This is a genomic window from Nonomuraea sp. NPDC005983 (assembly GCF_040614375.1).
GTDB lineage: Bacteria > Actinomycetota > Actinomycetes > Streptosporangiales > Streptosporangiaceae > Nonomuraea.
This window is the reverse complement of record NZ_JBEXUP010000045.1, coordinates 24,294-48,854: the sequence shown is the minus strand read 5'-3', so window position 1 is coordinate 48,854 and position 24,561 is coordinate 24,294. Positions and strand designations below refer to the sequence as shown.

Annotated in this window: 31 protein-coding genes and 1 pseudogene; 12 read left to right on the top strand and 20 right to left on the bottom strand. The window is 69.2% G+C overall.

Features of this window, described 5'->3' with window-relative positions; all coding sequences use genetic code 11:
• The first annotated feature begins 33 nt into the window (after positions 1–33).
• On the top strand, positions 34–1,299 hold the full coding sequence (locus ABZ297_RS20970; protein ID WP_355348464.1) for a sigma factor-like helix-turn-helix DNA-binding protein: 1,266 nt from the start codon (positions 34–36) through the stop codon (positions 1,297–1,299).
• Here the strand turns inward: ABZ297_RS20970 and ABZ297_RS20965 are convergent.
• Positions 1,296–3,215, bottom strand: coding sequence for a Xaa-Pro dipeptidyl-peptidase (locus ABZ297_RS20965; RefSeq protein ID WP_355348461.1), 1,920 nt, complete (start codon positions 3,213–3,215; stop codon positions 1,296–1,298). The two genes, ABZ297_RS20970 and ABZ297_RS20965, sit on opposite strands and share 4 nt — an antisense overlap.
• A 129-nt stretch (positions 3,216–3,344) precedes the next feature.
• On the opposite strand from ABZ297_RS20965, the pseudogene ABZ297_RS20960 reads away from it, so the two are divergent.
• The 3 genes and pseudogenes from ABZ297_RS20960 to ABZ297_RS20950 all read left to right on the top strand — a co-directional run.
• Positions 3,345–3,548: pseudogene (locus ABZ297_RS20960) on the top strand (ADP-ribosylglycohydrolase family protein); the annotation flags it as partial.
• Between the two features lie 18 nt (positions 3,549–3,566).
• A complete protein-coding gene (locus ABZ297_RS20955; RefSeq protein WP_355348458.1) occupies positions 3,567–4,226 on the top strand; it encodes a FadR/GntR family transcriptional regulator in 660 nt (219 codons plus the stop codon).
• A gap of 152 nt (positions 4,227–4,378) precedes the next feature.
• A complete protein-coding gene (locus ABZ297_RS20950) occupies positions 4,379–4,942 on the top strand; it encodes a TetR family transcriptional regulator (RefSeq protein WP_355348455.1) in 564 nt (187 codons plus the stop codon).
• Here the strand turns inward: ABZ297_RS20950 and ABZ297_RS20945 are convergent.
• On the bottom strand, positions 4,932–5,057 hold the full coding sequence (locus ABZ297_RS20945) for a hypothetical protein (RefSeq protein WP_355348452.1): 126 nt from the start codon (positions 5,055–5,057) through the stop codon (positions 4,932–4,934). The genes ABZ297_RS20950 and ABZ297_RS20945 overlap by 11 nt on opposite strands.
• A 6-nt stretch (positions 5,058–5,063) precedes the next feature.
• Positions 5,064–5,345, bottom strand: a complete 282-nt coding sequence (locus ABZ297_RS20940) for a metal-sensitive transcriptional regulator (protein ID WP_355348449.1) — start codon at positions 5,343–5,345, stop codon at positions 5,064–5,066.
• Positions 5,346–5,463: 118 nt separating this feature from the next.
• On the opposite strand from ABZ297_RS20940, the gene ABZ297_RS20935 reads away from it, so the two are divergent.
• Positions 5,464–6,849 (top strand): MFS transporter, encoded by a 1,386-nt coding sequence (locus tag ABZ297_RS20935; protein ID WP_355348446.1) that lies wholly within the window; start codon positions 5,464–5,466, stop codon positions 6,847–6,849.
• A 4-nt stretch (positions 6,850–6,853) separates the two neighbouring features.
• Here ABZ297_RS20935 and ABZ297_RS20930 read toward each other — a convergent pair whose 3' ends face one another.
• The 4 genes from ABZ297_RS20930 to ABZ297_RS20915 all read right to left on the bottom strand — a co-directional run bounded on the left by ABZ297_RS20930 (position 6,854) and on the right by ABZ297_RS20915 (position 10,529).
• Positions 6,854–7,480, bottom strand: coding sequence for a nuclear transport factor 2 family protein (locus ABZ297_RS20930; protein ID WP_355348443.1), 627 nt, complete (start codon positions 7,478–7,480; stop codon positions 6,854–6,856).
• 452 nt (positions 7,481–7,932) lie between these two features.
• Positions 7,933–8,400, bottom strand: a complete 468-nt coding sequence (locus ABZ297_RS20925; protein ID WP_355348440.1) for a GNAT family N-acetyltransferase — start codon at positions 8,398–8,400, stop codon at positions 7,933–7,935.
• Between the two features lie 19 nt (positions 8,401–8,419).
• A complete protein-coding gene (locus ABZ297_RS20920; RefSeq protein WP_355348437.1) occupies positions 8,420–9,517 on the bottom strand; it encodes a serine hydrolase domain-containing protein in 1,098 nt (365 codons plus the stop codon).
• Between the two features lie 64 nt (positions 9,518–9,581).
• Positions 9,582–10,529 (bottom strand): RNA polymerase subunit sigma-70, encoded by a 948-nt coding sequence (locus ABZ297_RS20915; protein ID WP_355348434.1) that lies wholly within the window; start codon positions 10,527–10,529, stop codon positions 9,582–9,584.
• A 58-nt stretch (positions 10,530–10,587) separates the two neighbouring features.
• Here ABZ297_RS20915 and ABZ297_RS20910 point away from each other — a divergent pair, with 58 nt between their 5' ends.
• Entirely contained in the window at positions 10,588–11,205 is a 618-nt protein-coding gene (locus ABZ297_RS20910; protein WP_355348431.1) for an NADAR family protein, read from the top strand.
• A gap of 53 nt (positions 11,206–11,258) precedes the next feature.
• Here ABZ297_RS20910 and ABZ297_RS20905 read toward each other — a convergent pair whose 3' ends face one another.
• Positions 11,259–11,897, bottom strand: coding sequence for a hypothetical protein (locus ABZ297_RS20905; RefSeq protein ID WP_355348428.1), 639 nt, complete (start codon positions 11,895–11,897; stop codon positions 11,259–11,261).
• A gap of 312 nt (positions 11,898–12,209) precedes the next feature.
• Between ABZ297_RS20905 and ABZ297_RS20900 the strand changes: the two genes are divergently transcribed.
• The gene (locus ABZ297_RS20900; protein WP_355348425.1) at positions 12,210–12,413 is read left to right on the top strand and encodes a hypothetical protein; all 204 of its coding nucleotides are present in this window, start codon (positions 12,210–12,212) and stop codon (positions 12,411–12,413) included.
• A gap of 30 nt (positions 12,414–12,443) precedes the next feature.
• Here ABZ297_RS20900 and ABZ297_RS20895 read toward each other — a convergent pair whose 3' ends face one another.
• From ABZ297_RS20895 to ABZ297_RS20860, 8 genes are all read right to left on the bottom strand, one after another.
• Positions 12,444–13,019, bottom strand: coding sequence for an HD domain-containing protein (locus ABZ297_RS20895; protein ID WP_355348422.1), 576 nt, complete (start codon positions 13,017–13,019; stop codon positions 12,444–12,446).
• Between the two features lie 282 nt (positions 13,020–13,301).
• On the bottom strand, positions 13,302–14,066 hold the full coding sequence (locus ABZ297_RS20890) for an alpha/beta hydrolase (protein ID WP_355348419.1): 765 nt from the start codon (positions 14,064–14,066) through the stop codon (positions 13,302–13,304).
• A gap of 24 nt (positions 14,067–14,090) precedes the next feature.
• The gene (locus tag ABZ297_RS20885; protein ID WP_355348416.1) at positions 14,091–14,657 is read right to left on the bottom strand and encodes a hypothetical protein; all 567 of its coding nucleotides are present in this window, start codon (positions 14,655–14,657) and stop codon (positions 14,091–14,093) included.
• 432 nt (positions 14,658–15,089) lie between these two features.
• Positions 15,090–15,263: a hypothetical protein gene (locus ABZ297_RS20880; protein WP_355348413.1), complete on the bottom strand. Its 174-nt coding sequence runs from the start codon at positions 15,261–15,263 to the stop codon at positions 15,090–15,092.
• A 140-nt stretch (positions 15,264–15,403) separates the two neighbouring features.
• Positions 15,404–15,676 (bottom strand): hypothetical protein, encoded by a 273-nt coding sequence (locus ABZ297_RS20875; protein WP_355348410.1) that lies wholly within the window; start codon positions 15,674–15,676, stop codon positions 15,404–15,406.
• A gap of 284 nt (positions 15,677–15,960) precedes the next feature.
• The gene (locus ABZ297_RS20870; protein WP_355348407.1) at positions 15,961–16,908 is read right to left on the bottom strand and encodes an alpha/beta hydrolase; all 948 of its coding nucleotides are present in this window, start codon (positions 16,906–16,908) and stop codon (positions 15,961–15,963) included.
• 454 nt (positions 16,909–17,362) lie between these two features.
• The gene (locus tag ABZ297_RS20865; RefSeq protein ID WP_355348404.1) at positions 17,363–17,974 is read right to left on the bottom strand and encodes a methyltransferase domain-containing protein; all 612 of its coding nucleotides are present in this window, start codon (positions 17,972–17,974) and stop codon (positions 17,363–17,365) included.
• A 331-nt stretch (positions 17,975–18,305) separates the two neighbouring features.
• The gene (locus tag ABZ297_RS20860; protein ID WP_355348401.1) at positions 18,306–18,677 is read right to left on the bottom strand and encodes a DUF5997 family protein; all 372 of its coding nucleotides are present in this window, start codon (positions 18,675–18,677) and stop codon (positions 18,306–18,308) included.
• A 55-nt stretch (positions 18,678–18,732) separates the two neighbouring features.
• Here ABZ297_RS20860 and ABZ297_RS20855 point away from each other — a divergent pair, with 55 nt between their 5' ends.
• Positions 18,733–19,458 carry a LysR family substrate-binding domain-containing protein gene (locus ABZ297_RS20855; protein WP_355348398.1) on the top strand — a complete coding sequence of 242 codons (726 nt, stop codon included), beginning with the start codon at positions 18,733–18,735 and terminating at the stop codon, positions 19,456–19,458.
• A gap of 108 nt (positions 19,459–19,566) precedes the next feature.
• A complete protein-coding gene (locus ABZ297_RS20850; protein ID WP_355348395.1) occupies positions 19,567–20,175 on the top strand; it encodes a hypothetical protein in 609 nt (202 codons plus the stop codon).
• A gap of 256 nt (positions 20,176–20,431) precedes the next feature.
• Here the strand turns inward: ABZ297_RS20850 and ABZ297_RS20845 are convergent, their stop codons facing one another.
• Positions 20,432–20,662: a hypothetical protein gene (locus ABZ297_RS20845; protein WP_355348392.1), complete on the bottom strand. Its 231-nt coding sequence runs from the start codon at positions 20,660–20,662 to the stop codon at positions 20,432–20,434.
• A 196-nt stretch (positions 20,663–20,858) separates the two neighbouring features.
• Between ABZ297_RS20845 and ABZ297_RS20840 the strand changes: the two genes are divergently transcribed.
• Positions 20,859–21,011 carry a hypothetical protein gene (locus tag ABZ297_RS20840; protein ID WP_355348389.1) on the top strand — a complete coding sequence of 51 codons (153 nt, stop codon included), beginning with the start codon at positions 20,859–20,861 and terminating at the stop codon, positions 21,009–21,011.
• Positions 21,012–21,217: 206 nt separating this feature from the next.
• On the opposite strand, the gene ABZ297_RS20835 is transcribed toward ABZ297_RS20840, so the two are convergent.
• Positions 21,218–21,967, bottom strand: a complete 750-nt coding sequence (locus ABZ297_RS20835; RefSeq protein ID WP_355348386.1) for a hypothetical protein — start codon at positions 21,965–21,967, stop codon at positions 21,218–21,220.
• A gap of 213 nt (positions 21,968–22,180) precedes the next feature.
• A complete protein-coding gene (locus tag ABZ297_RS20830; protein WP_355348383.1) occupies positions 22,181–22,996 on the bottom strand; it encodes a class I SAM-dependent methyltransferase in 816 nt (271 codons plus the stop codon).
• An 88-nt stretch (positions 22,997–23,084) separates the two neighbouring features.
• Here ABZ297_RS20830 and ABZ297_RS20825 point away from each other — a divergent pair, with 88 nt between their 5' ends.
• Both ABZ297_RS20825 and ABZ297_RS20820 read left to right on the top strand, forming a co-directional pair.
• Positions 23,085–23,594 (top strand): MarR family transcriptional regulator, encoded by a 510-nt coding sequence (locus tag ABZ297_RS20825; protein WP_355348380.1) that lies wholly within the window; start codon positions 23,085–23,087, stop codon positions 23,592–23,594.
• 138 nt (positions 23,595–23,732) lie between these two features.
• A complete protein-coding gene (locus tag ABZ297_RS20820; protein ID WP_355348377.1) occupies positions 23,733–23,867 on the top strand; it encodes a hypothetical protein in 135 nt (44 codons plus the stop codon).
• Here the strand turns inward: ABZ297_RS20820 and ABZ297_RS20815 are convergent.
• The gene (locus ABZ297_RS20815) at positions 23,853–24,497 is read right to left on the bottom strand and encodes an NUDIX hydrolase (protein WP_355348374.1); all 645 of its coding nucleotides are present in this window, start codon (positions 24,495–24,497) and stop codon (positions 23,853–23,855) included. The two genes, ABZ297_RS20820 and ABZ297_RS20815, sit on opposite strands and share 15 nt — an antisense overlap.
• Positions 24,498–24,561: the final 64 nt, after the last annotated feature.

Below are 24,561 nucleotides of genomic sequence, written 5' to 3'. Positions count from 1 at the left end.
CCGGCGGGACGACAGGGAGGAGCTGGCATCCGGATGATGTGGCGGGATCTATCGGACGACGCGCGCGCCACGATCGGCGAGCTGTGCGACGACTACGGCTCCCACCTGTACGACTACTGCCTGACCGAGCTTTCTCCCGCGGACGCCGAGCTGGCGGTGGCGGGGGCGCTGCTGTCGGCGCACGCCCGCGCCAAGCTGATGCCCGACCAGTCACGGCTGCGCCCCTGGCTCTACGGGCTGGCCCGCGCCCACCGCGGCGCGGTCGCCGGCCCGGCGAGCACCGGGACGTGGTCGCGTCCGGGAAAGATGCCCGACCTGCTGCCCGAGGCGTTGATCACGCTCCCCGGGCCGCAGCGCGAGCTGCTGGACCTGTCGGTACGGCACGGCCTCACCCACGACGAGATCGCGGCGATCTTCGGGGTGGGGGCGGGCCTGGTGGAGTCCATGGTGGATGAGGCCGCCGACGGGCTGGAGAAGTGGTTCGCCGCGGTGATCGCAGCCAGGACCAGTGAGGGGTGTGTCCGGCTCGCGGCACTGGTCTCCGCGTGGGCGAGGGCGCCCGGCAGGCGGACGCGCACGCAGATCAGCCACCACATCCCGGCCTGTGCGGCCTGCCGGGCCGCCCCCAGGACCCTGGGGGCGGCCCGCCTCCTGCGCCAGCTGCCGCTCGCCGCCGCTCCCGGCACTCTGCGGGACTGGCTGGGGCGAGCCCGCCCGATGCCGGACGTGCGGGGCCTGTGGCGGATGGACGGCTTCCCGTTCCAGCCGCACGCGCTGCAGGACCCCGTTCCGCCTCCGACCTCCCCGGTCTCCGGCCCCACGACGGGGACCGGGGAAAGCTCCTGGCCCGCGGCGGGCGCGGCCGCCGCGGGCCAGGAGCGCACCACCTCGCCGCCGCCGAAGCACTCGCGCGCGGACCCCGCCCCGAAACCCTCGCGGGTGGCGCCGTTCCCGCCACCCGTGAGGCCCGCCCGTACGGTCCCGCTCGGTTCTCCGGTTCCTGCGGAGTCCGCCCGCGCCGCTCCGGTCGCCTCCGTCGCCTCCTCGGCGGTCCTCTACGAGGAGGTCACCTCGGAGGAGGAGCACAGGTGGGAGGAGTTCTGGCGCAACCGCCCGGACGAGGCCGACCCCGAGGCCCGCATCACGTTCAGGTCGGTCGCCAAGGTGGGGCTGCTCATCGGCATCGCGATCCTGCTCGCGGCGCTGGCCTGGTCGGCCGTCCACGCCCGGCAGCGGTCGAGCGTGGTCTCCCAGCCCGGGCCGGCTGTCACGCTCGACCTGGGAGACCACACCGTCTAGAAGAAGCTGAACTCCTGCTCGGGCTGCGGCAGGTCGAAGCGCGTCGGCCCGCGGAAGGTGGTCGCGTCCTTCGGCACGTCCGTCAGCGGCGTGCCGACCGTGATCGGGACGGTGACGCTGCTCCTGGCGAGGTCGACGGTCACGGTCGCGCCCGTGCCCTCCTCGTCGCTGTAGGTGGCGTCGGTGCCCGCGACCACCAGGGCGAGCCTGTGGCCCTTCCTGAACGTGTAGTCCTGCGGCAGCGTCTGCCATCTGACCGTGCCGTACGTCCCGGGCGGCAGCGGCGCCGGACTGCTCAGCGAGTCGCGGTTGCGTACGTCGATCCAGCCCCGCGCGACGATCTCCGCGGGACGGGTGGCGACGTTCGTGGCGACTTTCTTGTAGCAGGCGTCGTCGGCCGCGGTGCTCTCGCCGTGGCAGTCCTCCTCGGCGAGGGTGGTGATGCCCTGGCCGCGCCGCCAGTCGACCCGGGTGGCGTCGCCGAAGTCGACGAGCATCGCCGTCAGGTTGGAGGTCGGCTTGTCGAGCTTGACCCGCAGCTCGGCCGTGGGAGTGCCCGACAGGCGCAGGTCGAGCGGCAGCGCGCCGGTGGTGAACGCGACCCGTCCCGGCTTGGACGTGCCCACGTCGGCGATCATGTCCGACTCCTGGAGCGCCACGTCGGTGAACGTGGCGCTCGCTCCCCTGGCGGCGGGCACCAGCCCGAGCGTGCCGTCGGCGGCGGGACGGAGCGGCAGCCTGGCAGCCGACGGGGCCGGCCAGTCGCGCTGGGTGATCCACTGGGCCGGGCCCAGCTGCACGTCGGCGCGCGGCTCGGCCATGACGTCGTTGCGCACCCCCTGCAGCCAGCGGTCGAACCAGCGGTGCAACGTGTCGACCCACAGATCCCTGCGGCCCTCGAAGTCGAACGGGTCCACGTGCTGGTACTGGCCGACCCAGATCTTGCGCGGCACGCCGCGCCTGGCCAGCCCCTGCCACCAGGTGGAGAAGTTGTCCGGCTTGACGTTCAGGTCGTTGACCGTGTGCACGACGAACACGCTGGCCCTGACCTTGGACACGTCGCCGAGCCGGCCGGCGAGGTAGTCGCGCTCGTTCCAGAAGGCGTTGTAGTCGCCGGTGTCGTCGCCGTCCTCGGCGTCCATCCGGTCCCGGACGGCCTGGCACTTGGCCTCGGGGTCGGTGTCGACGTAGTTCGCCAGCCAGGACGCGTAGTCGTAGTTGTAGATCACGCCGTTGGATCGCTGGTACCGGTACCAGGAGCTGATCGCCGAGATCGGCACGATCGTCTCCAGGCCCTCGACGCCTGTCGCGGCGACGGCGTTGGCGAGGGTGCCGTCGTAGGACTTGCCGATCATCCCGGCCTTGCCGGTGGTCCAGTCGGCGACGGCCGGGGAGCCGTCGGCGCGGAAGGCCTTGGCCCTGCCGTTCAGCCAGTCGATGACCGCCTTGCCGCCCAGCACGTCGGCCTCGCCGCCGATGTCGGGGCAGCCGTCGGACCTGGTGGTGCCGAGCATGTCCACGTTGAGGACGGCGTAGCCGCGCGGCACGAAGTAGTTGTCGTAGAACAACGGGAATTTCGCGACATTTCCGGAGGCGTCGTAAATCTTGCGTTCGCCCTCGTTGCCGCGTCCCGAGTTGTCGTAGTACGGGCTCTCATCGATGATCACCGGCACCTTGAGCCCCGGGCCGGACTCCTTGGGCCTGATGATGTCGACCCGGACCCTGTCGAGCCGGCCATCGGAGTCGCTGTCGACACTCGACTCGACGTAGACGTGCTCGCGGACCGCGTCCGCATAGGAGAAGACCGGCTGGGTGCGGCCGTTCTGGACGGTGATCGTGGGCGTGTCCGCCTGGGCGGGGGTCGCGAGAGCCAGGGTGAGGGCGACGGCGAGGAAGGCCGGGCGTAAGGGTGGCACGCGTGTCCTCCTGGGAGAGAAAAGTACCCGCAATCTCTCAAACGGCCAGGAACCTGACAAGATTCTTTCCATGAACGGTGCAGACGACGACACCCAGATGACCCTGTTCACCGTCGAAGCCCTCACCCGCGCCGCGCGCTGCTGCTGTCGGTCAACCACTCGGGAGACAGCGACTCGACCGGCTCGGTCTGCGGCAACCTCCTGGGTGCGCTGCGCGGCGCGTCCGCGCTGCCGGCGAGCTGGCTGCGCCCTCTCGAGGGACGTGACACGATCGAGCGCCTCGCCGACGACCTGAGCCAGGCCGCCGGTTGCTTAGGCTGGGAAGGATCCTAGGACCAGAGAAGAGGTTGCATGCGAAACGTGGCGCGGACCTCCCTCGTCGACACCGCCATCGAGGAGCTCCGCGAGGAGATCACGAGCGGGGCGTGGCCGGTGGGGACGAAGATCCCGTCCGAGAGCCAGCTCGCCGAGTCGCTCGGCATGAGCAGGCTGTCGGTGCGCGAGGCGGTGCGGGTGCTGGCGCACGCCGGCCTGCTGACCACCAGGCAGGGCGACGGCACGTACGTCACAGCGACGGACGAGTCGCAGATCGCGCTCCGCCGCCGCCTCGACAAGGCGGCCGCGATGGACATCATCGACGTCCGGCGCGGCCTGGACCTGGTGGCGGCCCGGCTGGCGGCGACCAAGCGGACCGAGCAGGACCTGGAGGGCCTGCACGAGACGTTGCGGCGCAGGGACGCGGCGGGCAGCGCCGGCGACCTCGACGGTTTCGCCGACGCGGACGTCGACTTCCACCTGCGGGTGGCCGACGCGGCGCACAACCCGCTGCTCGGCGAGCTGTACCGGAGCATGAGCGAGGCGCTGCGCGACAGTGTCCGGGGCATGGAGGAGGCCGCGCTCGAACCCGACAGCTCGCACGAGGACCTGCTGCGCGCGATCGAGGACGGCGACGCGTCCCGTGCGGTGGCGGTCTCCGTGGCCCTCCTCGACCAGCAGGAACGCGACCTCTGAAGCCCCGCCCGGCCCGCCCGCCACGCGCGCGGTGGGCGGAGAGGCTCACCCACCGCGTGTGCGGCCCGTGGAACGTTCGCCCAGCTCCGCAGGAAGGCGGGCCTGGCGAGCGGGTGGCCTGCGGGAACGTTCCTTCGCGCTAGGCTCGCCGCATGGTCACCCGCCGTGCCGACGCCGAACGGAACATCGCCGCGATCCTCGACGCGGGCCAGCGGGTGCTGAGTTCCGATCCGTCCGCGAGTGTCGCGGAGGTCGCCAAGGCGGCGGGTGTCGGGAGGGTGACCCTCTACGGGCACTTCCCGTCGCGGGAGTCGCTGGTCGAGGCCGTGCTCACCCGCGCGGTCGCGCTGGCCGACGCGAGCCTGGAGGACCCGCAGCTGGACGCGCTGCCCGCCGTGGAGGCCCTGTCGAGGCTGGTCCGGTCGTCGTGGGAGGTCCTCGACCGGCACAGCGCGCTGTTCGTCGCCGCCGACCGGATGATGCCGTCCGAGCGGATCCGCGAGCATCACGCGCAGCCGTTGCGCCGGGTCGAACGACTGATCGCCCGTGGCCGCGACGACGGCGACTTCCGCACCGACCTGCCCCTGTCGTGGCTGGTCAGCACGTTCTTCGCGATCCTGCACACGGCGGCGGGCGAGGTCGAGGCGGGCAGGCTCGACCGGGCCGACGCGGGCGAGGCGCTCACGCTGACGCTGCGCTCGCTGCTCACGGGATGAGCAGGACGATCCCGCCCGCCATCCCGAGCAGAACCGAGGCCACGGCGGCCACCTGTGCCTGCCGGCCCACGACCGGTGCTCCCGCCCCCTCCAGGGCCAAGACCGGCCGAGCCATCCGCCGCTACGAGCGGACCAGGCGGGCGATGGCGTCGGCGGCCTCCTTGACCTTGAGCTCCGCCTCGGCGCCGCCCTTCAGGGTGGCCTCGGCGACGCAGTGCGCCATGTGCTCCTCCAGCAGGGAGAGCGCGAACGACTGCAGCGCGCTCGTCGTGGCCGACACCTGGGTCAGGATGTCGATGCAGTACTTGTCGTCCTCCACCATCCGCTGCAGGCCGCGGGCCTGACCCTCGATTCGGCGCAGGCGCCTGAGGTGGTCCTGCTTGTTGTCCGCGTAACCGACCATCGCTCCGTCCCTCCGTTCACCCACACCGAGCAACACGGTACCCCCCTACCGTATTCCGGATCCTCATGAACGATGTACGCTAACTCGAACATCGTTGTACGAGTTATCGGAGACCTTCATGCGTGCCCTACCGGCACTGGTCCTGCTCTGCCTGGCCCAGTTCATGCTGATCATCGACATCACCGTGGTGCAGGTCGCACTGCCGACCATCGGCACCGACCTGGCGCTCGACCGCGAGTCGCTCACCTGGGTGGTGACCACCTACACGCTCTGCTTCGGCGGCCTGATGGTCCTCGGCGGGCGCCTCGCCGACTCCTTCGGCGCCCGCCGCACGCTGACGGCGGGGCTGACGCTGTTCACCCTCGCGTCGCTGCTGTGCGGGCTGGCCGCGAGCGGCGCCCTGCTCGTCACGGGCCGCGCCCTGCAAGGAGTGGGCGCCGCCCTGCTCTCACCGTCGGCGCTGGCGATCATCACCGGCTCGTTCCACGGCAGTCAGCGCAACCGGGCGCTGGGCGTCTGGGCGGCGATCGGCGGCTCGGGGGCCGCGGTGGGGGTGCTGCTCGGCGGCCTGCTCACCGCCGGCCCCGGCTGGGCGTGGGTGTTCTACGTGAACGTCCCGATCGGGCTGCTGGTGCTGCTCGCGCTGCCCGCCGTGGTTCCCGCCTCGCGCGGCGAGCGCCAGCGGGTGGACGTGCCGGGCGCGCTGACGGTCACGCTGGCCACCGCGCTGCTCATCTACGGCCTGGTGAACGCGGGCGACGGAGGCTGGGCGACGGCGGGCACGCTGCTTCCGCTGGCCGGCGCGGCCATCTGCTACGCGGCGTTCGTCCTGATCGAGCGGCGTGTCAAGGCGCCGCTGATGCGCGTCGAGACGATGACCCGCCGCCCGGTGCTCTCCGGGACGTTCGTCATGCTCCTCGCCACCGGCAGCATGCTGGGCCTGTTCTTCCTCAGCACGCTCTACCTGCAGCACGTTCTGCGCTTCAGCGCGCTGGAGACGGGGCTGCTGTTCCTGCCCGTGGCCGTCGCCATCACGCTGGGCGCCCAGCTCGGCGGCCATCTGATCGGCCGGATCGGCGGGCGTCCCGTCGCCGTCGGCGCGTTCGCGCTGACCGCGCTCGGCGCCGCCCTGATGACGCGCATCTCCCCCGACGCCAGCGCCTACACGACGCTGCTGCCGGGCTTCATGGTGGCGGCGTTCGGCATCGGCCCCGCGTTCGTCACGGCCACCACCACGACCATGGCCAACGTCCCGCACGGCGAGGCCGGGGTCGCGTCCGGCGTCATCAACACCTTCCACGAGCTGGGCGGGTCGATCGGCGTCGCGCTGGTGTCCTCCGTGGCCGCCGCGAGCCTCGCCCCCGGCGCCACCGGCGTCGGGGGCTTCACCACCGCGCTGACACTCTGCGCCGTGGCCGCCGGGGCCGCCGCCCTGGCCTCGCTGGGACTGGTCCCCTCGGGCAGGCCGTCAGGCGCGTTCGTCGGCCACGGGCACGGGCACTGAGCCGTCACGCCTTGTTGTTCATGAAGCGGGCGATCTTCCAGTCGCTGCCCGACTTCTTGAGGATGAAGAACTGCCGGCCCTTCTCCGCGTTCGACGTGCTGGTGCGGACGAACGCGAGGTCACTGCCGGTGATCGTCTCGTCGAAGGTGGGCGTGGCGCTCTTCATCGAGCTCATCTTGCTCTTGAACACCGTGCGCAGCGCCTGGGTGCCCTGCGCGGTCGGCTCGCCGGCCACCGCGGCCACGCCGTCACTCGCGAACGCGTTGACGACCTGGTCCACGCTTCCGGCCTTGAGCGCGTCGAAGAATCCCTGGACCGTGCCCTTGGGCGTGGTCTGCACCGCAGTCGTGGTGGGCGACGGGCTCGCCGTCCCGGTCGGGCTCCCCGACTCGTAGGGGCTCTCCGACTCGTACGGGCTGGCGGACTCGTAGGGCTCGCCCGGAGTCTCAGGCTCGGTTCCGGGCGGGCTCACAGGCGGTGACATGTACTGGTACGTCGTCGTCGAGGGCGACGCGGCGGACACGTTTCCCACCGCTCGCATCGAACCGTTTCCGCTCGCGGCGCAACCCGTGACGAGTACTGCCGGGAAGACCGCGGCCAGCAGGTAGGCCCTGCGCTGGAATATCGTCATGGCCGCTTGATTCCCGCCCAGCCTGTACCCGAATGCCCGGTTTGTCCACTCAGCACGGGTCCTTTACGGACTTTGATCGGGTATTACTCACGGTAACGGTTCACTCAAATTGGTGAGATCGTTCAGAGGTCCGATCGTTGCCGAGCCGCGACCAACGCTCGGCGACCCCGCCGATAGCGTCCATTCAGTGCCGCAGATCGACATGAACCAGAGCACGACCCCCCAAACTCAGCCTCTCCCGCAACGCGAGGACGCCGAACGATGTGACAACGTCACAGACGGCCGGCGGTGCGTCTTACCGGCGGGCCACCAGAGCGCCCATGTCCATCCCCCAGCCGAGCCCGCGGGCGACTCGGCCCCGTGACGCCGCCCTACCAGGCGGGGCCGAGTGACGTCCCGCGGTCATCATGCCAGCCGCCGCGGCTCGGATGCGGGGCGGCTTCCCGACGGCGTCAGCCCGCGAGGCGTCGCAACGGCTCGTCGGTCAGCCTGAACTTGATCCACTCGTCCTGCGGTTCGGCGTCGAGCGACTTGTAGAACCCGATCGTCGGCTCGTTCCAGTCGAGCACCGACCATTCGAGCCGCTCGTACCCGCGCTCGGCGCAGATCGCGGCCAGCTCGCGCAACAGCGCCTTGCCGTGGCCCCCGCCACGACGCTCCGGACGGACGTACAGGTCCTCCAGGTAGATGCCGTGCACCCCCCGCCACGTGGAGAAGCTGAGGAACCACAGCGCGAAGCCGACCACCTCGCCCTCCTCCTCGGCGACATGGGCGAACGCGGCGGGCGACTCGCCGAACAGCACCGCGCGGAGCTGCTCCTCGGTCGCCCGCACCTCGTGCGCGGCCTGCTCGTACGTGGCCAGTTCCCGGATCAGGTCAATGATCACAGGTACGTCATCAGGGGTTGCATAGCGAATCACAGGCCCAAGGGTATGGCCGCTACCGCGCGCCCATGACGACGCCGGCGATCCGCCCGACCGTGCCGTACTCCCCGGCGGACGCCCGGTTCTTCGTCACGCCGACGCTGATGCCGGTGGCGGTGTCGGCGAAGGCCGCGGTGCCGCCGCTGCCGAACATCCCGAACACGGTGGGCCTGTCGAGGAGGCCCACCGCGTAACCGAGCCCCCAGGACGTGGGCATGGCGCTGACCTCGTCCGTGCCGGACACGGCCGCAGACGACAGCTCGCGCAGCCGCTCGGGCGAGACGAGCTTCCCACCGAGCAGGGCGTCGTACATCCCGGCGACGGCGCGGGCGGTCATCGTGCCTCCGGCGGGAATGTCCGAGGTCAGCACGTCGGTGCGGTTGCTGAACGCGGCGTCGGGCATGGCCCGCATCGGGGCGGCCGTGTACCCGTCCACGACTCTGAAGAAGGGCATCTCGGCCAGCATCTCGGCGGGCATCTCCATCGCGGGGCCCGGGTCCTCGATCCTGGCCACCCGTCCCAGCTCCGGCTCCGGCACGCCGAAGAACAGGTCGTCGGCCACCCCGAGCGGGCCCGCCACCTCCTCGCGGAGCACCTGCGAGATGCGCTTGCCGGTCACCCTTCGGACGACCTCGCCGATGAGGTAGCCGAAGGTCTGCGGGTGGTAGCCGAACGCGGTGCCCGGCTCCCACCAGGGCGTGGCGTCGGCGATGGCCGCGCACATCCGGTCCCAGTCGCACAGGTCCTCCGGCGTGGTGTCGACCGGGACGCCCGGCACTCCGGCCGCGTGCGTGAGCACGTGCCGCAGCGTCGCCTGCCCCTTGCCGTGGGCGGCGAACTCCGGCCACACCTCGGCGATGCGCAGGTCGTAGTCGAGCGCGCCGCGCTCCGCCAGCACGTGGACGACGGCGGCGGTCACCCCCTTGCCCGTCGAGGTGCTGTAGACCAGCGTGTCGGAGGTGAAGGGACGGCCCGTGCTCGGGTCGGCCACGCCCGCGACGGCGTCGACCAGCAGCTCTCCCCGCTGGTAGACGGCGACCTGCACGCCCCGCTCGGTGCCGGTCTCGACCAGCTCGTCGATCGCGGCCTGCACGTCCTTCTGAAGTTCAGTCATCATCATTTCCTCTCGTACGCGGCGAACACCCCATGAGACGAGCGGGCCGCGGAAAAGGAATCGCTCAGAGGGACGCGGGAAGGCCGAACGCGCGGAGATACTCGTCCCCGTACGTGGTGATCTGCGTGATCAGCCCGTCCTCGACGCTCAGGACCGCCAGCCAGGACGGCGTGAACCCGCTCTCACCGGACCTGCGCAGGTACGCGGCGGCGGCGGGCTGGCGGTTGGCCCGCGTCGCGAGGAGCCGCCAGTCGCCCCACGCCTCCGGCCCGACCATGGCCGGAGTCCAGGCCGCGACGAACGACTCGCGCCCCAGCAGCCAGATCGGCTGGGGCGGCATCGACTGCCACACGTCGTCGCGCAGCACCTTGCCCAGCAGGGTCGGGTCGGCGTGCTCCACGGCCTCGATGTAGCGGCGCAGGACGGAACGCTCCTCGGCGGTGGGCTCCGCCGACCACTCCAGCCGCCGCGCCGGCAGGACCTCCTTGACCGTCGGCCTGGCCCGCTGCAACGCGCTCTTCACCGCGGCCACGGTCAGCTCCAGCGACTCCGCCGTCTCCTGCGCCGACCAGCCGAGCACGTCACGCAGGATCAGCACCGCCCGCTGCCTGGGCGGCAGGTGCTGGATCGCGACGAGGAACGCCAGCTCGATGGTCTCCCGCTCGATCACCACGTCGGCCGAGTCGAGCAGTTCGTCCGGGTACGGCTGCAGCCACGGCACCGCCTTCGCCGCGGGCGGCTCGACCCCCGCGTCGGCCACCACCGGGACGGCCCGGGGCTGCGGCCGGCGCGGATGCGCCCGCAGATGGTCGAGGCAGGCGTTGGTGGCGATCCGGTACAGCCAGGCCCGCAGCTCCGACTCGCCCCGCAGGCTGTCGCGCCCCCGCCAGGCCCGCAAAAACGTCTCCTGGACGAGGTCCTCGGCCTCGTCGAAGGAGCCGAGCATCCGGTAGCAGTGCACGTGCAGCTCCCGCCGGTGCTCCTCGACGCGCTCCCCGAACCCGGTCACCATGGGCGGAAGCGTAACCCAAACGGCGCGAACCGCGTCCTGGCCGTGGCACTGTGGAGACGTGCCCGATCACTCCCGCGCCCCCGACGCCCTCCCCCGCACCCAGGACACCCCGGCCCTCACCCGAGACGTGCTCCCTCGCACCCGTGACGCGGCGATCGACGCCGTGCAAAGCGGCCGGCGGCTGCGCTACCTGTTCTTCTGGGGCCACCGCCCGGCCCGTGACGGCGGCGTCGGAACCGGCTGCCTCAGCCAGTGGTGGCCCGTCACCTTCACCGAGTCCGGCCACACCTTCGCCTCGGCGGAGCACTACATGATGGCGCACAAGGCCTGGCTCTTCGGCGACGACGAGAGCGCCCGCAGGATCCTCGCCAGCGGCCATCCGGGCGAGGCGAAGTCGCTCGGCCGCGAGGTCTGCGGCTTCGACGACGCCACCTGGGACACTCACCGCTACCAGATCGTGGTCCGCGGCAACATCGCCAAGTTCGGCCAGCACCCGGACCTGCAACAGTTCCTCCTCGCCACGCACGAACGGCTGCTGGTGGAGGCCAGCCCGCACGACCGCATCTGGGGCATCGGCCTGACCGCCTCCGACGACCGCGCCGCCTCCCCCCTCACCTGGCGCGGCCTGAACCTCCTCGGCTTCGCCCTCATGGACGCCCGCGACGCCCTCTCCTAGTCCGCGAGACCCGGGCGATCTCATAGCCCGTGAAACCCGGGCGATCCGCCAGATCACGCGTGCCCGGCGGCCGCGGTGAGCGGCTTCGGCTGGTCGTCCTCGACGCCGCGTCCCAGAAGCAGCGTGCCCAGCCACAGGAACGACATCCCGGCGGCGACCAGCGGCGAGTTCCTGCCGACCGCCAGCATCGCGACCGCCAGCACGATCACGCCGATCGTCACCACGGCCGCGCTCGACGCCGTCACCCGGCGCATCCACGCCATGACCACGGCCAGCGCGAGCAGAGCCACGAAGAACAGCTGCGCGCCGACGCCGTACGCGACCGCCCCGACACTCGCATTCCCCTGAACCCACTCGAACAGCGCCCGCAGCACCTCCCCGTCAGCCGCCCCGAACCCGGCCGCCAGATCGACGGCGAGCTGCACCAGGTTCACGGCGACGCTCAACAGCCCCACCCCCACGGCGACCTCGACGGCCACCCTCCGCCCACGGGTGTCAGGCGCTGCTCTCCGCCGCAACTCCAGCAGCATCACGCCGAAGAACAGGAACGCGACCACCCAGACGGCGTGCGCCGCCGTCCACCAGAGCCCAGGCACCAACCCCCCGCCTATGGGACGCATCAGGATCCATCCCCCCAGAAGCGCGGCGGGTGCGACGGTGAAGGACGCTCTGGCGACGGCGGCGAGGCTCATGCCCCCACCCTGCCCGCCCACCCCCGGCCGGCCCATCGGTGATCACCCCTGATCAACCCCGACCCGCACCGGACCCCACCTCAGGGACCCCGCCCCCTGCCGGCCGATGCCACGACATCGCCGCAGGTCAGGCCTGCCCGAACCGCGTCTCCCCGGAAACGCTCGGCCTCCTGTCGGAAGGGCGGCCTGGGAGCCGCGGGAAGGGCACGTTACGGCTCCGTCGAAGGTGGCAGGAAGGCACCTCGAAGGTCCGTCGGCAGGCGGCCCGGAGCCCCGAAACTGTCGGTGCCGCAGGCAAGAATGAGACCCATCATGGTGATCTCTCCTCCCTCCCCGTTCACCGCGGTCCGCTCCCCGTCGGGCGGCATCGTGGTCTTCTACGTCGGCACCGACCCGCGCCTGACGGCCGAACAGGCCCTGGCCTTCGCCGACCAGCTCCGCGACCTCGCCACCGCCGCCACCGACTCCCTGACCGCCGGCCAGCCGCGCCCCGGCTACGGCGTCCTGTCGAGCTGAACGCTCACGGGCGGCCGGGCGGAGGCGGGCTCAGTCGCCGTTGAGCACCTGGGTCATCCACTCCAGAGTTCCCGTGCGCAGGGCCTCCTCGGCCAGGCGCTTCCCCGTGGTGGTCTTGAGCGCGGCGAGAGAGCTGTCGATCCACGGCTGCATGTTCTGGTGCCCCTGCTCGCGGTACTCGACGGCCTGGAGGAGGCATTCCAGTTTGTCGGCGTCGCGGGCGCAGACGGCTTCGAGGCTGACCTTCTCCTCGTACTCGCCGACCGCGCCGCTCACCATGTCCGCCACGGGCTCCGGCACGCCGCGCATCTGGTCCGCGGTGACCTCCTCGTTCAAGGCCGCCTTGAGGTAGCGCTTGCCGACGTACGGGATGTCGGTGATGCGCGTTTCCTGGCTGTCGTGGAACAGGCTCATGAAGGCGGCGCGCTCAGGGTCGCCGCCTTCGAGGACGGCGATGACGCTGGCGATGATCGCCGCACGGAACGAGTGGTCGGCGATGCTCTCCGGATCACGCACTCCCGCCACGAGCCAGCCGGTGCGCTTGTACCGCTTGAGCAGCCCGACCTCGTACAACAACCCCGTCAGTCCCGCGATGTCGTCCACCACGAAGGCCCCCCTTCCATCCGCAGCACGCCATGGGCCGAGCGTAGACGACGTCCCCGACCTCGTGCCGCAACCGCGGCGACACGCCGCTCCCGCCTGCTCAGGAGATCGGCACGTCCGCGAACAGTTTCACCCCGTCGAGCTGAATGTCCCGGCCGGCCAGGGGACCACCGGACCTGGCCTGTTCACCGCGCGCTCCCCATCCCAGCGTGCGGACAGCATGGCCAGGGAGACGGCCAAGGCGGTGGCCGCGGCGAGCACCGGGCGAAAGGCGAGATGTCACCGCTACCGTTCGGTCGTCGTTGAGGGTGCGGAGGCCGTTGCCCTGACCTCCCGCAGGAAGGCGCTCACCGCGGACCGGAATCCGTTCGAGTCCTCGGTCCACGGCAGGTGACCCGCACCCTGCAGAACCACCCGCGACACGCGCGGCAGCGCCCGCTCCAATGAGTCCACGGACCAGCGAGGGCGGATGTCCTCCGCCCCGTCGACGATCAGCGTCGGGACGTGCAGCGCCTCGCACTGCGCCCGCAATGCGGAAGTGCCCCGGAGGCGCTTGTCCTGGGCGTTCACAGCGGCGTTGCACTCGAAATTGACGCCGAGCCAGGGGGTGGCCATGCGCTCGGCGTGCTCCAGCCCTCGCCGCTGGTCGGCGAAGTCCGCCGACCACTGCAGGACCGCGAACTCCCGGTCCTCTGCGTCCGTGCGCTCCCGGTTCTTCAGCGCCTCCCAACGCTCCAGGTTGCCGCCCAACCCGCGTCGCAGGTTGCGCGCGTACTCGTCGTGCCAGGCGGCATCACGATCGATTCCCGTGCCGGAGACGTAGACCAGCCCGCTCACGCGCTCGGGGTGGTCGAGCGCGTACCGCAGAGCCAGTTGGGCACCCCAGGAGTGGCCCAGCAACACCATCGTGTCCAGCTGGAAGTGCCGGCGAACGGCATCGAGATCCGCCGCGGACTGCGCCATCGAATACGGGCCGCGAGGTGGCCGCCCGTTCACCGCAGGCCGGCCGACAACCAGCGCATCCGGAAGCGGCGTCGATGCCCGGGGCATCGGCGCCGCTCCTCGAAGTGCCGATCAGCCCGCGCCGGGGACGGTGACGTTCTGCTCCTTGAACGGGAAGCCAGTCTTCGTGGCGTCCTGCTGCAGGCTGTTCAAGGAGTCCTTGCCTGCGTCGACGTCGGCCGGCGTGGCGGTGCCGCCCTTCAGCTTGCTGGTGAGGGCGGTGAACTTGTTGCTGACGGACTCGACGGCCTTGCACAGCGTCGGGTTGGCCGCGGCGAAGCCCTTGGCGACCTTCAGCTCATGCAGGGCGAAAGCACCTGCTATCGCCGCCTTCACGAATGCGCGTTTCCGACCCTCCGCTCCGGCATTGAAGCCGCCGCTGCGCAGGGGTTTGTAGATGTAGCGATGGAAGGCACCCAGCGCGAGACCCGCGTGCAACGCGAAGCGGGTCTTGGCGAACCGCCTTCTGTTGCCTGCCGTCGGGCAGGCGGAGTTGTACTCGCTGTCGTTGCCCGGGGTCGCCGTGGCAACCACCGCAGGGTTGGTGGCGACCGCGCCTTCGGGCATCAGGGTGTCGGTCTTCTTGCCGCCGCAGCCGACGAGCAGCCCCGCTGCCAGCAGAGCCGCCGCCGCGTGCACGGCAACGGATCGAATTCTCCGTACAGCCACTTCGTCCCCCTATGGATCCCTGTGCGCTTTCGCAACGCACCGGTCCGCGGTCCCGCGGCGTATCTCGGATGCCGGACCACCGCAGGTCCATGTGCTCCTTGCCTCCGTCATCGAACTCATCCGCTCCCGAACTGACAGCGGTCGCTCGTATGACGCGGCCCGCGGGATGCTCTCTCGGGTGTCCGCGGGCCAGGGCTGAGCGCTGTCGTACGACGAGCTTGCCGCCCTGGTTGTGGTTTAAGCGCGCTTTTGCCGCGTCCGGGCTGTCTCTGGACCATGGCCAGCCGGACATTTTGGTGGTGACTGACCGTTATGCGTAACCCGTCCTTCGGGGTACGACCGTCGCCCGCATGACGTTCACATCCGTCGGGCGGTCATCGAGGGGGAGGCAGCCCGCACACGTCAGGCGTGTCGCTGCGCGCGAATCTCCCGGACCATGTTCAACACCCGCAGTGCGTGCTCTTCGGCGTCGTCGCAGTCCATGACGACGGGCCACACCGCGGGCATGAACATGATCCTTTCGCCGTTGGCCTGCAGGCAGAAAAGATCGATCAGGGAAGGAGGGGAAGAAGTCATCTTCCCCTCATCATCCCACGTCAGGCGCCGCGCGTGGGGAAATCGTCAGCTCTCACGGGCTGTCATGCGCGGCGCCCGCACCTGACGACCTTCAGCGGCCAGGCCAGGCCCCTGTGGTCACCACGCGCCTATGGGGGTCTTCATCCGGAGGATCGGCCTCCGGCTCCCCCCGTCTCGCCGCCCTTGCCCTTCCCGTGCCCCTTCCCGTGGCCCTTGCCTTCGCCCTTTCCGCCCTTCCCCGGCGGGTCGGCGCTCTCCACCTGCGGGTCGAGGGGTTGCGTCTGCGTGGTGACAGCGCTGGCCGTCGCGGGGTCGTGGTCGTCTGCGCGGGCGGCGGCCGTGCCCGCCGTCAAGACGATCCCGGCGAGCGCGGAGCTCAGTACGGCGGCGGCGACATGCTTGTGGTTCAACATCCCTCATCTCTACGTTGAGTAACGACTCCGTCACTCTAGATGACAAGAGGGTGAGCGGGAAGCCATGCGGACTCATAGCCGTCGGCTCTCACGTTGCAGAACTCGCGCCCGTGACCGTCCTCGCGGACTCGCAGAACCACGGCGGAAGCAGACCGCAGGATCGTCAGCGTGCGGTGCGACGAGATCAACCGCGCAAGCAGGGCCGTTGCCCCCAAAAAATAGATCTGACCATAGGCCGGCGTTCGACACGGCCTATGGTCAGAGACTTTGGATCGCTGTCAGCGCTACCGCGCACACCCGGCGAGTTCGGGCTGCGACGGCGGGGTGTTCTGGGCGCCGAAGAAGAGGTTTGCGCAAGCGCTCACAAAGGTCGGATTCTCCTCGGGGACGAAATGCGCGGAGTCGGGCGCCACCGCGGAACGAACGTCGTCGGCGACGTTGCGGAAGGAGTCGGCGATGCCCCCGAACGAGTACTGTCCGCCAATCGCCAGCACCGGCATGGGCAGCCGCTTCGCCGCGTTGGCCTTGTTGTTCTCCGCGTCCCCGGCGAACGCCCGGTAGTACCCGTACCCCGCGCTCCGCTTGGCCGGATCGGAGTAGGCCGCGTAGTACAGCTCGCGGTCGATGACATCCCGCCGGTAAGACCCGGAGTCGTAGATCATGCCGAGGTAGGTGCTGACGTCCTCGTTGTCCATGATCCGCTCGGGAATCGGTGCGGGAGACGAGTTGAACCGGAAGTGCCAGCTCAGCCTGTACAGGTCCTCAAGCCCGAAGCCGGACAGCGGCGCCTCGATCACGGCGAGGCGGGTCACCTCGGCAGGGAAGTCGCGTGCGTAGGGGTAGGCGACCAAGGTGCCGAGGTCGTGACCCATGAGCTGCACCTGGCGGAAGCCCAGCTGATTGACGGCCTGGCGAATCCGCCGTGCGATGGTGACCTTGTCGAAGCCGCCGGCCGGTACGGTGGAGTCTCCCAGCCCCGGTAGGTCGAACGCGATCACGGTGTGGTCGCGGGCGAGCTCGGGCATGACTTTGCGCCACATCAACCACGTCTCAGGCCAGCCGTGCAGGAGCACGATGGCCGGGCCCGACCCGCCCTTGACGTAGTGGAGGGTGCCGCCTTCGACAGCGACCTTCCCGTGCCTGAAGCCGGGCGCGAAGAGCGCCGGACCCTCGGTGGGCTCCTTCGGCGTCCCACTCGCGTCGGCGCCGGCGGTCATGGTGAACAGGGCCACCAGGGCGACAAACGCGCTGATGGCGGCTCGCCCCAGTTTCCTGACACGTAGCCTTGGTCTCGGTGCTTGCACGGCAACGCGCGCGGTTGTTTCCTCTTGCGGCATATCCCGTTCCCTTTCCGAGCGCAGAGAACCACGTGACGATCCAGCTTTTGGCGGTAGGGGCCCACTTCCGCGATGCACCGATTACCGGTCGGCGCGCACGGCCATGCCAAGGCTGTGGATAGCAAAAGCTGTGGATAGCAGCGGAGGCGGTCGATCGCTCGGCGTCACGTGGTCGTGTGAATCCTGCACGATCGGAGATCATGCCGTCTTCTTCGATCGTGCTCTTTACCGAGCCTGCGGACTCACGACAGCGACTCGACAAGACGGCGGACTTCCCTCGCTGACGGGGAGGTGAAGCGAGCCGCGGCTGATCACTCACAACTCGGTCTCAGCGGGCCGAGGTGGAACCTTACTCCCCTTGGCGTGCGCCGTTCGGCTCGGGTGTGATGGGGCGTCGGCAGACATACGTCCGCGCGGGGGGCAGGTTCCGCCAGATGGTCCTGGTCGTCAGCACCTCGTCGAAGGCCGCGCCGAGCCGCCGGCGGAACCGCTTGCCCGGCCCGAACGGAGTGCCGGTCAGGTAGGCGATCGTGGTGAAGCTCCCGCCCGGCGCCAGCACCCTGGCGACCGCCTCGATGATCCGCCCCTGCGTCCGCTCGGGGATGAGCGTCCAGGGCAGCGCGCTCACCACCGCGTCCACTTCGCCCGCGCCGATGCGGGAGGCCAGCTCGGCGGCGTTCATGTGCAGCACCTCCAGCCACGGCCTGGTCGCCACCAGGTGATCGACCATCGCCCGATCGACCTCGACGGCGACGTAACGCGCGTCCTCCGGCAGCCGCGACCTTATGAGGCCGCTGATCGCGCCGGTCCCAGGGCCCAGCTCCAGCACGGTCGGGGCGCCCCTTCTCGGGACCACCTCGATCAGCTGGGTGGCCAGCATCTCAGAGGTGGGCGCGAACGCCCCGATCACCGCGGGCCTGCGCACGACCGCCTTCATGAAGACACCCAGATCAGCTCTCATGATCCGACACTAGGGACGCCACAGGGCGATCGGATCCTGCCTGACGCCGATCTCCGCCCTCCGCCCACTGGCCGGGCCGACCGGCCGATAAGCCAGAGTCCTCCTTCTGAAGGCGGACGGCGTTCGTCTCCACGACGGCCCGCCAGGCCCGTGCACTTCGGTGGCGATTCGCTACACCGAGCCCCTGGCCGAGGCCACCAAGCCCGGACGGGTTCAGCGTTCGCCCCAGCCCCAGTGCGTCAGCTCTCTGGTTCCTCGGAGCAACGAGGACCTCTCGGCGGCTCAATCGACGGGCTCGTCTCGGGTCGGAGACGTGCGGGATCTCAGCTGTCTAGCGCTGCTTGAGGCGGAGTGCTTCCTTGCGGGTCTCGGCCTGGATGGACCGCTCGCGCTCCAGCCACGCCGGGTTCTCCGCCTTCAGCGCGTCGATCTCAGCGGTGGTGAGCGGTCCGGTGATCCCGCCTCTGATCAGGCCGGAAATGGAGACCCCGAGCTTCGCCGCGACGACCTGCTTGGGGTGCGGGCCGTTGCGGCGCAGGTCAGCGAGCCAGGCGGGTGGCGTCGACTGCAACTTGTTCAGCTCGTCCCTGGAGACGACACCCGCCTGGAACTCGGCGGGAGTGGCCGAGAGGAGGACACCCAGCTTCTTGGCCGCGGTCTCGGGCTTCATTGTCTGGATGGTCTTCGGTTTGGGCGAGGTCATGGCGTCAAGCGTAGTCAGTCGGAACGGGTTTCCATGACATGGATACTCTGAGGAAGTGACTGATGGGGAGACCAAGGTGTTCCGGCTGGCGTACGTGCCTGGGGTGACACCCGCGAAATGGGTCAACATCTGGTCCGAGAGGATGCCCGGTGTGCCGATCACCCTGGTCGCGGTTCCCGCCGCCGAGGTGGTGGGCCTCCTTCGGGACGGCGGCGCCGACGCCGGACTTGTCAGGCTGCCGGTCGACCGGGACGGGCTCAGCGTGATTCCTCTCTACGTGGAGACCACGGTGGTCGTGGTGCCCAAGGATCACGCGGTGGCCGCCGCCGATGAGGTGACCATCGCCGACCTGACCGACGACGAGGTGCTCCATCCTCTGGACGACACCATCGAGTGGACGGTCCGGCCCGGGCTGCCCGCGTTCACACGCCCGGCCACAACGGCGAACGCGGTCGAGCTGGTAGCGGCCGGCACTGGGCTTCTCCTGGTTCCGCAGTCGCTGGCACGCCTGCACCACCGCAGGGATCTCACTTACCGGCCGGTGCTGGACGCGCCGCAGTCTGGGGTCGCGCTGGCCTGGCCGACGGACGCGACCACTGACCTGGTGGAGGATTTCATCGGCATCGTCCGCGGCCGGACAGTGAACAGCTCGCGGGGCCGTACCCCCGCCTCCCCTGCGGAGAAACCGGCGCAGCGGCAGGCACAAAAGCCCGCAAAGAATGGCTCCGGCCGCCGGGCCGGGCCGGCCAGCCGTAAAAGGAGGGGCTACCGGCCCCGGTGACCAGGGGCCCCGATCGGTTTTACCGCGGACCGCTGTTCTCGCCTGCGTCATGCGCGACAATCTCGCCCGAAAGCCGAACCCTCCCACGAGCAGCAGCGTCCTAACATCATGCTCAAGACGATCACCGTCGTGGCCTCGCTACTGGCGCTCACCGCCACAGCCACCCCCGTTCTCGCCGCAAGCGGCGAGATCCCCCGAGCCTTCCTGCTCTACGAGCACAAGACCATCGGCGAACAGGACCCTGAGGACTACTGGTGGGTCGACGGCAAGCGCGCGCAGTGGTTCGCCGTCAGCCCGTGCAGGGGCAGCCGCGTGGACGGCGTGCGCGGCGACCCGAAGGTAGGCAGGACGGGCCGGGTGGCGGCCAGGACGGTCGAGCGCAGCTGGCAGGAGACCACGGGGCTGAAGGAGCAGGTCATTCTGTACTCCACGCCCGCCATGGCCAGGCGCGCCCTGCGGGAGTTCAAGGCAGCGTGGAAGCGCTGCGGCCACCGCAAGGGGTTCACCCGGACGCTGACCAGGGTGAGCGTGGGTGAGGAGAGCTGGCGGACCTTCACCACGAGGGACGGCGGGATCGAGGACGACGACGCGATCATCGCGCGCACCGCGAACGCGGTGTACGTCTACCTCCGCCGGCCGACCAGGACGAGCGTCAAGCCACTCCTCAGGGACGCCCGAGCCATGGCGGCCAAGATCTGTGACATCGCAGACTGCTGAGTCATTGAGCGGAGACCTTGGATGGGCCGTTAGCAGGCCGATGACAGAAGGCGTGGGCCTTGATCCGGTTTCCCGCAGGTCTCCACGGTTTGAGGGGATTGACATGTCCCTGGCTCCCCCTGGGGAACAGTGAGTCACCGCCCCGTCGGGCATGCAACGGCAGCCAGGCGGCCGATTCCATCGGCCGCCTGGCCACACGACGGCGCCTGTCCCGGGCTGAGGACTGACAAGGGATCGCCGTGTACGTCGAAAGTCCTTACCCAATGTCGAAGAAGTCGAGCACCTCCAGCTTCTTGACGAGGCGCTGCTGGTCGTCCTCATCGTCGTCCTCGAAATCGTCGTCGAACACGACGGCCTGGGCGACCGGGCCCCGGTCGGCCGAGCCAGAAGCGGTGGCGGCCTGTGCGGTAGCGGCTCCGCTCACCGACATCAGACCTGCCGCGGCAACGGCGAACAGGGAAACGAGCATGGACGCGAGCCAACGCATGATGACTCCTTTCAGTGATGGTTCGACTACTTTCTGTAGCCATACCGCTCATCCCCCGCCAATGCCGCCTCAAACTGCAGGAAACGTTCAGCCTGTGCGATAAACACATAGACCATTTCAACCGGTTCAACCGGACGCTCGGCTCACACAGCGGGGGTGACACCCGGCGAGCCCGAGTGCAGACCTCATGCAGCGGATGGGACACGACTCCGTACGCGCGGCACTGATCTACCAGCACAGCACGGCGGAGGCCGACCGCAAGATCGACGACGCGATGAACGCCATGATCAACAAGGACACCCCGGACGACGATGACAGACCCTCGGGAGTGCTCGCCCGCGTGAGCTAATGGCACGCTAATGACACGAAGCCCGTTTCCTTGATCGGAAACGGGGCTTCTGGCTGGTGGGCGGTACTGGTATCGAACCAGTGACCCCTCGCTTGTAAGGCACACTCGGAGGGGTCTCGATCAGGCCCTATCCTGCTGCTGACCTGCACATGTGGTCCACGCTCGCCCACCAGAGTCCATGGCGGTCCGGGGCGATTGTCACCCAGTTAGTCACTCAGAATCTGAGGCGCGGTCTGGGTTTGCCGCCACACATCGCGGCCGTTGCTCCACAACTCGAAGGCGTGGTACGCGAACCGGTCGAAGAGGCCGTCGTCCTGGTACCGGCGCAGGTGCAGCATCGGCGAGTCATGCCCCACGAGCTTGGCCAGATGCGGAGTGACAAGCATCTCCGAGTCGAACCGGAAGACGCTCATGGCGATGTGCTCGTCGCCGTACCTGGCCTCGACTCCCGGGACATCGCGTAGCTGCTCGATCTCCGACAGCGTGATCCGGATGCGCGTGGAGACGGTCAGGGGGACGTTCTCCACTTCCTCACGTCGACGGGTGACGTCGCTCTCCGGGTCGCCGACCAGGAACCGGATCTTGCACCCCTGCTGAGCCTTCCGCTTGAGGACCTTGGCCAGGTTGGGGTGTTCCAGCCACAGGAAGTAATTGATGAAACCGGCAAAGACGATCTCGTTCCGTGCCGCGTTGATGAGATTCCGCCAGATCGATTTCGGGCATGCGGAACGATACGGGTAAACGGTCATAACTTCTCGGTCCGGCCCGGTTTTAACCGTATTGCGAATAACGTCTGGCCATAACACGGCTGTTTCAACTCCTAGCGCCTCTGCGGCGGACCACTGGTGTCGAAGGTGCGGTACGCGAGTCTCGTCCTGCAGCCAGCGTTCTACCGTCTTGACATCCACCCCACACCGCTCCGCCAGCCTTTGGCTGGTGACCTGCGCATCGAGCATGGCACGGCGTAGGGCGACAAACTCTGAGCCCCCGCCGACAGACGTCTGTCCTGTCCCGGGACACGCTTGACAGTGGACTCCCAAGACATGCTAGACACTGGTGCCGTGTTCCAGCGTCTCGTGATGCGTTGTTTGCACGCGGCACGTTTCGGGGGCGGGAATGACGCGCTGGTCGATAACGCGACGAGCGGCCGCAGTACTGACGTCGGCGCGTTAGAACCGGAACCGCACGATGCGGGTGGACCGTTTCATGCCCGGCAGCAGGTTCATGAAGCGGTACATGCGGCGTATATTCGCGGGCGCCTTGGCCATCAGCACCGGTGAGTCGTTCATCGGCGCCTCGTCGACGTATTCGAGCCGCGGGTGCCAATCGGCCAGCGCGGCAGGGTCGTTGAAGCCGCAGTGGAACTGTGCGTCGTATTTGCGCAGCGAGGGGTCCCATTTCGAGGTTCGCCACGCCCAGACCGGCACCGTGTCGAACTGTATTTGGCCGGCGGGGAAGGCGTCGACGACGCTGGTCAGCAGCCGCCGGACGTCGGTCTCGGCCAGGTAGGGCACCAGCCCCTCGGCGATCATCAGCACCGGTCGACCGCGGGGGATGCGTTCCAGCCAGGTCAGGTCGGTAACGCTGGAGTCGATCAGGGTGTAGTGCTCGCGCGGCGGCAGGAATTGTTGCCGCAGTTCGATGACGGACGGGTAGTCCAGGTCGTACCAGTCGACGGTGGCGGGCGGGTCGATCCGGTACACCCGGGCGTCGAGGCCACAGCCCAGGTGCAGCACCACCGCGTCGGGGTGGTCGGCGAGGAAGCTTCGGGCCCAGTCATCGTGGGCCTTGGCGCGCACCACGGCGGCGAGGCCCATCTGGCTGGTGCCGAATCTGCGGTTGTCGTAGTCGGGGTCGAGGCGGCGCATCGCCTGCTCAGCGTATTCGTCGCCGAGGATCGGGTCCGGCAGTCGGTTGTCCAGTGCTTTGGCCCTGAGGACGGGGCTGAGGGTCTTCTGCACTCCGACGAGTTCAGTGTCCTTCACGACAACGACATTACTCGCATTTCACGAATTTCGTGAAGTCCATGAATAGCTTTAAACTGTTGAGGCCACGACGAGGAAGGGAGCTTCGGTGACGCGAGCGGACGAGGGCGCCATCGCCGTCTTCCGGGAACGGTTCGCGCAGATCATGGTCGAATACGGCATGCCCCGGATGGCCTCGCGCGTGTACGCCGCGCTGCTGGTCACCGACTCCGGCAAGCTGTCGGCCGCCGAGCTCGCCGAGCAACTGGAGGTCGGCGCGTCGGCGATCTCGGGGGCGGTCAAATACCTGGTGCAGGTGCGGCTGGTCGAACGCGGCCGCGAACCCGGCACCCGGCACGACTTCTGCCGGATCCACGAGCACACCTGGAGCCACTTCGTCAGCCAGTCCGACCCGATGCTGGCCCGGGTGCAGGTCGGCGCCGACGAGGGCACCGCACTCCTGGGTCTCGACTCCCCCGCCGGGCGGCGGCTGGACGAGACCCGCCGGTTCTTCGCGTTCATACGCGAGGAGATCAACCGGTCGATGGCGAAGTGGCGGCGGCTCCAGGAGGCTGAACGCGAGGCCGGCCAGACGGCGAGCAGGATCTTGCCAAGGTAGCCGCCTGGCCTCCAGCAGCCGGTGGGCCTCGGCGGCCTGGTCGAGCGGCAGCCGGTGCACGATCACGGGTTTGCCCCAGCCCGCGGCCGGCCGCTGCGGGTCGCCCTGGGACACCTCCACCCCCGCAGGATGCGCACCGTGCACGGCAGCGGTACCACCCTGGCCATCCGGCTGCCCGACGACGTCCGCATCGTCCGGCGCACCACGACTCAGAACGTCCGCAACATCAAAGCCGCGGCCCAACCCAGGGAAGGTGACCTAGTTGATCTCTAGGCGGGCCGGTGCGTCGCGGATGGCGGCGGTGTGCCCTCGGTGCCACATGCTGCGGCGGTGGATGATCGGGTGGCCGGGCCGGACGCTGACCATGATCGCGAGGTCTCGGTTGGCAGTGCTCTTCTCTCTGGTGAAGAGCGGGGTCTCTGGTTCGCGGTCGCGTTGGGCGAGGTCCCAGCCGAAGGCTTGGACGTCGGCGTGGTTGCCGGGGGCGGCGAGGTCGGGCCGGTTGCGGTCGGCAATGAGGATGGTTCGGCGTTCGGGCATGGGACGGACGAAGGAGCGTTCGATCAGTAGGCCGTCGAGTTCCTCGGGTGCGTGGTAGTCGTAGCCGGACAGTTCTCCGTCGGGGAATGTGATCCTGCTCTGTAGCTCGGGGCTGAGGATTCCGCCGTCGAAGATGAACAGGATCTTGTCGCCTTCCTTGGGGTGTGGTGCCCAGTCGACGACGAGTAGGTCCCCGATGCGTGGCTGGATGCCGAGTTCCTCCTGAACTTCGCGCACGCACGCTTGGAACGGCTGAAAGATCTCATACAGCGGATGGGACACGACTCCGTACGCGCCGCGCTGATCTACCAGCACAGCACAGCGGAAGCAGACCGCAAGATCGCCGACGCGATTGAACGCCATGATCATCGAGGACAACCCGGACGACGATGACGGACCTCGGGAGTGCTCCCCGCATGGGCTAATG

Coding starts and splice junctions, on each gene's coding strand:
- ABZ297_RS20920 (WP_355348437.1), bottom strand. CDS start 9,517: ATGACTGAACTTCAGAAGGACGTGCAGGCCGCGATCGACGAGCTGGTC.
- ABZ297_RS20945 (WP_355348452.1), bottom strand. CDS start 5,057: ATGGCTCGGCCGGTCTTGGCCCTGGAGGGGGCGGGAGCACCGGTCGTG.
- ABZ297_RS20865 (WP_355348404.1), bottom strand. CDS start 17,974: ATGAGAGCTGATCTGGGTGTCTTCATGAAGGCGGTCGTGCGCAGGCCC.
- ABZ297_RS20860 (WP_355348401.1), bottom strand. CDS start 18,677: ATGACCTCGCCCAAACCGAAGACCATCCAGACAATGAAGCCCGAGACC.
- ABZ297_RS20905 (WP_355348428.1), bottom strand. CDS start 11,897: ATGAGCCTCGCCGCCGTCGCCAGAGCGTCCTTCACCGTCGCACCCGCC.
- ABZ297_RS20840 (WP_355348389.1), top strand. CDS start 20,859: ATGGGACACGACTCCGTACGCGCGGCACTGATCTACCAGCACAGCACG.
- ABZ297_RS20815 (WP_355348374.1), bottom strand. CDS start 24,497: ATGGCGTTCAATCGCGTCGGCGATCTTGCGGTCTGCTTCCGCTGTGCT.
- ABZ297_RS20880 (WP_355348413.1), bottom strand. CDS start 15,263: ATGACTTCTTCCCCTCCTTCCCTGATCGATCTTTTCTGCCTGCAGGCC.
- ABZ297_RS20890 (WP_355348419.1), bottom strand. CDS start 14,066: ATGCCCCGGGCATCGACGCCGCTTCCGGATGCGCTGGTTGTCGGCCGG.
- ABZ297_RS20845 (WP_355348392.1), bottom strand. CDS start 20,662: ATGCGTTGGCTCGCGTCCATGCTCGTTTCCCTGTTCGCCGTTGCCGCG.
- ABZ297_RS20915 (WP_355348434.1), bottom strand. CDS start 10,529: ATGGTGACCGGGTTCGGGGAGCGCGTCGAGGAGCACCGGCGGGAGCTG.
- ABZ297_RS20835 (WP_355348386.1), bottom strand. CDS start 21,967: ATGCTCGATGCGCAGGTCACCAGCCAAAGGCTGGCGGAGCGGTGTGGG.
- ABZ297_RS20875 (WP_355348410.1), bottom strand. CDS start 15,676: ATGTTGAACCACAAGCATGTCGCCGCCGCCGTACTGAGCTCCGCGCTC.
- ABZ297_RS20935 (WP_355348446.1), top strand. CDS start 5,464: ATGCGTGCCCTACCGGCACTGGTCCTGCTCTGCCTGGCCCAGTTCATG.
- ABZ297_RS20900 (WP_355348425.1), top strand. CDS start 12,210: ATGGTGATCTCTCCTCCCTCCCCGTTCACCGCGGTCCGCTCCCCGTCG.
- ABZ297_RS20950 (WP_355348455.1), top strand. CDS start 4,379: ATGGTCACCCGCCGTGCCGACGCCGAACGGAACATCGCCGCGATCCTC.
- ABZ297_RS20850 (WP_355348395.1), top strand. CDS start 19,567: ATGCTCAAGACGATCACCGTCGTGGCCTCGCTACTGGCGCTCACCGCC.
- ABZ297_RS20940 (WP_355348449.1), bottom strand. CDS start 5,345: ATGGTCGGTTACGCGGACAACAAGCAGGACCACCTCAGGCGCCTGCGC.
- ABZ297_RS20955 (WP_355348458.1), top strand. CDS start 3,567: ATGCGAAACGTGGCGCGGACCTCCCTCGTCGACACCGCCATCGAGGAG.
- ABZ297_RS20930 (WP_355348443.1), bottom strand. CDS start 7,480: ATGACGATATTCCAGCGCAGGGCCTACCTGCTGGCCGCGGTCTTCCCG.
- ABZ297_RS20970 (WP_355348464.1), top strand. CDS start 34: ATGATGTGGCGGGATCTATCGGACGACGCGCGCGCCACGATCGGCGAG.